4 protein-coding genes are annotated in these 3,899 nt (G+C 73.5%); 3 read left to right on the top strand and 1 reads right to left on the bottom strand.

The features are described 5' to 3' along the window. Positions 1 to 89: 89 nt before the first annotated feature. From Q1K33_RS20620 to Q1K33_RS20630, 3 genes are all read left to right on the top strand, one after another. Positions 90 to 1,133, top strand: a complete 1,044-nt coding sequence (locus tag Q1K33_RS20620) for a sigma-70 family RNA polymerase sigma factor (RefSeq protein ID WP_300406796.1) — start codon at positions 90 to 92, stop codon at positions 1,131 to 1,133. Between the two features lie 7 nt (positions 1,134 to 1,140). Beyond that, the gene (locus Q1K33_RS20625; RefSeq protein WP_300406798.1) at positions 1,141 to 1,740 is read left to right on the top strand and encodes a TIGR03086 family metal-binding protein; all 600 of its coding nucleotides are present in this window, start codon (positions 1,141 to 1,143) and stop codon (positions 1,738 to 1,740) included. 90 nt (positions 1,741 to 1,830) lie between these two features. Next, positions 1,831 to 2,805: a LuxR family transcriptional regulator gene (locus Q1K33_RS20630; protein WP_300406800.1), complete on the top strand. Its 975-nt coding sequence runs from the start codon at positions 1,831 to 1,833 to the stop codon at positions 2,803 to 2,805. A gap of 28 nt (positions 2,806 to 2,833) precedes the next feature. Here Q1K33_RS20630 and Q1K33_RS20635 read toward each other — a convergent pair whose 3' ends face one another. After that, on the bottom strand, positions 2,834 to 3,796 hold the full coding sequence (locus Q1K33_RS20635; protein ID WP_300406802.1) for a hypothetical protein: 963 nt from the start codon (positions 3,794 to 3,796) through the stop codon (positions 2,834 to 2,836). Between the last annotated feature and the right edge of the window lie 103 nt (positions 3,797 to 3,899).

Below are 3,899 nucleotides of genomic sequence, written 5' to 3' on the forward strand. Positions count from 1 at the left end.
TGCTCGTTCAAAACAGCGCCCACGCCGTACGGACCCCTTGGAATCAGTCATCTAGGACGTGCCGTCCCGGCTCGAGCCCAGGAGCACCGATGACCAGCAGCACCACCCCGACGCCCGTGCCGACGCGCCCTGCGACGAGCACGGAGGTCACCACCGCCGCGAGCGGCGACACCACGGAGCTCGACGACTTCGACGGCCTGACCTCGCGCTACCAGCGCGAGCTCCTCGCGCACTGCTACCGGATGAGCGGGTCGGTCCACGAGGCCGAGGACCTGGTCCAGGAGACGTTCCTGCGGGCCTGGAAGGCGAGCGCGTCGTTCCAGGGGCGCAGCTCCGTGCGCACGTGGCTCTACCGGATCGCCACCAACGTGTGCCTGACCAGCCTGGAGGGCAAGCCGCGCCGACCGCTGCCCGCCGGGCTCGACACTCCCGACCAGCTGGCCGGCGACGCCCTGGAGCAGAACCACGAGATCACCTGGCTCGAGCCGGTGCCCGACGCCGCGATCGTCGTCGCCGAGCGCGACTCGATCCGGCTGGCCTTCGTCGCCGCGCTCCAGCACCTGCCCGCCCGTCAGCGCGCCGTGCTGATCCTGCGCGACGTCCTGCGCTGGTCGGCGGCCGAGACCGCCGCGGCCCTGGACACCACCGCCGCGGCGATCAACTCCGCCCTCCAGCGCGCGCACGCCCAGATGGAGTCGCGCGGCCTCACCGAGGACACCGTGAGCAACGAGCTCACCGCCGACCAGCAGCGCCTGCTGGAGCACTACGTCGATGCGTTCTGGCGCAAGGACATCGACACGATCGTCTCGCTGCTGCGCGCCGACGCGGTCTGGGAGATGCCGCCGTTCACCGGTTGGTACGTCGGCGCCGACAACATCGGCGCCCTCATCGGTGGCCAGTGCCCCGGTGGCATCAACGAGATGCCGATGGTGCGCACGACGGCCAACGGTCAGCCGGCGTTCGGCCTCTACATGCGTCAGCCCGACGGCTCCTTCGAGCCGTTCCACCTGCAGGTGCTCGAGCTGGACGGCGACCGGGTGCGGCACGTGGGCGCGTTCTTCGGTGTCGAGCTGTTCGAGAAGTTCGGCCTGCCGGCGAGCCTCCCGGCCGGCTACACGCCCGACTCCGCGTGACGTCGCGATGACGGCCGCCCCCACCGTGGCCGACGCCGTCGAGCTGCTCGAGCGCTCGCTCTCCTACACGCGAGTCGCGCTGAGCCGGATCTCCGACGACGAGCTGGGTCGCGCGACTCCGTGCACCCGCTGGGACCTGCGGGGCCTGCTCGCCCACATGGACGATGCGCTGGATGCCTTCACCGAAGGCGCCACCGGGGCGGTGGCCGTCCCGGTCGACGCCGGCGCCCCGGCGGCCGTCCGCGTCGCCAGCCTGCAGCACAAGGCGTGCGCGCTCGTGGGCGTCTGGAGCACGGCCCTACTGCGTGACCACCTGGACACCACGTACGTCGGGGACGCCGTCCTCGACCGCTCGGTGCTCGCCCTGGCTGCCGCTCTGGAGATCACCGTGCACGGGTGGGACGTCGGGATCGCCACCGGCCGGGGTCGGCCGATCCCGGAGACCTTGGCTGCCGAGCTGCTCCCGATGGCGCGTGGTCTCGTCGACGAGGCCGACCGCACCGGCCCTGGTCCGCACCGGTTCGGACCGCCGCTGGTCGTGGCCGGCCAGGCGTCGTACGGCGAGCAGCTGCTGGCCTTCCTCGGTCGCGGGCCGACGTCGCCGTGATCCGCGCGGCGGACTGGTCCACCCGTCCGGGTTTCGACGACTTTGAGCGATTCGCCGGACGGCCGGGCCGCCGATTCCTAGTCTGAGCGCATGCCAATCGCTCCTCCGGGCGTCGGGACCCCACCCCGCCTGGATCCGAGACTGCACGACGTCCGGCTCCTGGTCCGCCAGGGCAGGATCCGTGCCTCGTCGGACGCCCTCGCCCTCCTCGACGGGGCCGCCTCGGCGGTCACCTTCGACCGTCTCGACCGCGCCGTGCTGGTCGCCCTGACCACCGAGTGCCTGCTCGCTCGCGGCGAGACCGCCCGCGCGATCGTCTGGGGTGAGCAGCTCACCGACCTCGTCGTCGGACCCGGCGCGGCGACCGCCCTGCACGCGCGCGGCGAGCTCGCCTCGGCGCAGGACCAGCACGAGCGGGCCCTCGAGCTCCACCTGGCCAGTGGCGCGTCCGGCGACGGCGATCACCTGCCGTGGCGCTCCGGCGCGGCCCTGGCGCTGGTGAGGTGCGGCCGACGGCGCGAGGCCGACGACCTCGCCCAGGCAGAGCACGCGACTGCGCTCGAGCGCGGCGACCCCCACGACATCGCCCGCTCTCTGCGGACCCTCGCCACGACCGCAGCCGACGGACGCGCCATCGGACGACTCACCGAGGCGAGAGCGCTGCTCGCGGGCACCGACTCACGGCGCCTGGCCGCCCAGATCGACACCGACCTCGCCGGCCTGCTCGTGCTCTCCGGTGAGCACGCACAGGCCACCGTCCTGCTGCGCGGGGCCGAGTCGTACGCCGCGCGCGAGGACCTGTGGCCGCTGCAGAGCCGGGTCCGCCGGCTGCTCGAGCGCCTCGGCGAGACGCCACTGCGGCTCGAGGCCGAGGCACTGGCGGTGCTGACCAACGCCGAGCGTCGTGTCGCCGTGCTCGCGCTGGACGGGTTGTCCAACCGCGCGATCGCCGAGCAGCTCGTCGTGTCGGTCAAGGCCGTCGAGGGTCATCTGTCCAAGATCTACCGCAAGCTCGGCGTCACGTCGCGGCGCAGCCTGGTGGCCACGGTCGGTCGCCTGGCCTGATCCCGGCAGCCACGGGCGCCCCCGGCGATCAGTACTGGTGGAACCACCGCTCGAGCGCGAGGGAGACACCGGGACAGGTGAGGTTCATGTCGCGGTTGCGCTCGACCCACTGACCCAGCACCGCCTCACCGCCCTGGATGTCCTCACCCGGGGCACACGTGGCGAGCGCGGCCGTGCCCGAGGTGTGCCCCGCCGCGCGCCACTCCGGCACTCCCAGCTCGAGGTCGCCGACGACCTGCTCCCACAGGTACGGCGTCGAGTAGACGCCGATCGCGTAGCCGGCGTCGCGGTAGCCGCGGGCGAGCCCGCCGAGCACCGCCGCGTTGGCCTCGCGGTCGGCGCTCCACTCGAAGTCCGGCACGGGCTCGACGTCGATCCAGACGATCGGGCTGAGCAGGCCGGCTTCGTTCATCGTCTCCAGGTTGAACTCGGCCTGCGCGTAGCCGGTGTTGGCCAGCGCCCCGAGACGGTCACCGCCGTCGTACGGCCCGTCGTCGCCGTGCCGCGCGAGACGGGCGGGCTCGGGGTAGCTGGCCACGGCGTACGCCGCCGCCATCCGGCCCCGGGCGCGGACGTCGGCGACCTGGTCGGCCAGGCACGGGTTGGGGTAGAAGCTCGGTCCGTTGGTCAGCCCGAGGATCACGTACCGGGCCTCGTCGGCGGGCGGCGGGGAGCCCTGGGTCGGTCGTTCGGGGATTCCCATCCCGCGGGGGCACTGCGGCCAGCTGATGTCGGCGCCGAGCACGGGCTCGTCGAGTCCGGTCGCGAGTCCCTCCACCGCGTCCGCAAGGGGGTCGCGGGTCGGCTTGGTGCGGCGCTCGCGCCCGGTGGCGGCGTCCGGCTCCCCGGCCGTCACCCCCTGGTCCTCGGTGGTGGACGGGCTCGAGGGCGCCGGGACCGTCTCGGAGGAGGGGACCGGCCCCGCGGCGCACGCCTGCGTCAGCAGCGCGGCCACCGCCACCGCCCCTCCCACCGCGCCTGCTCGCCCCATGCGGTGAGCCGACGACCGCCCCTCGTACGGGCGCGTCACACCGGGAGCGCGACGTACGTCGTCTCGAGGTACTCCTCGATGCCCTCGAAGCCGCCCTCGCGTC

The organism is Nocardioides sp. (genome assembly GCF_029937575.1).
In the GTDB taxonomy this organism is placed as follows: Bacteria; Actinomycetota; Actinomycetes; order Propionibacteriales; family Nocardioidaceae; genus Nocardioides.

Coding starts and splice junctions, on each gene's coding strand:
- Q1K33_RS20620 (WP_300406796.1), top strand. CDS start 90: ATGACCAGCAGCACCACCCCGACGCCCGTGCCGACGCGCCCTGCGACG.
- Q1K33_RS20625 (WP_300406798.1), top strand. CDS start 1,141: ATGACGGCCGCCCCCACCGTGGCCGACGCCGTCGAGCTGCTCGAGCGC.
- Q1K33_RS20630 (WP_300406800.1), top strand. CDS start 1,831: ATGCCAATCGCTCCTCCGGGCGTCGGGACCCCACCCCGCCTGGATCCG.
- Q1K33_RS20635 (WP_300406802.1), bottom strand. CDS start 3,796: ATGGGGCGAGCAGGCGCGGTGGGAGGGGCGGTGGCGGTGGCCGCGCTG.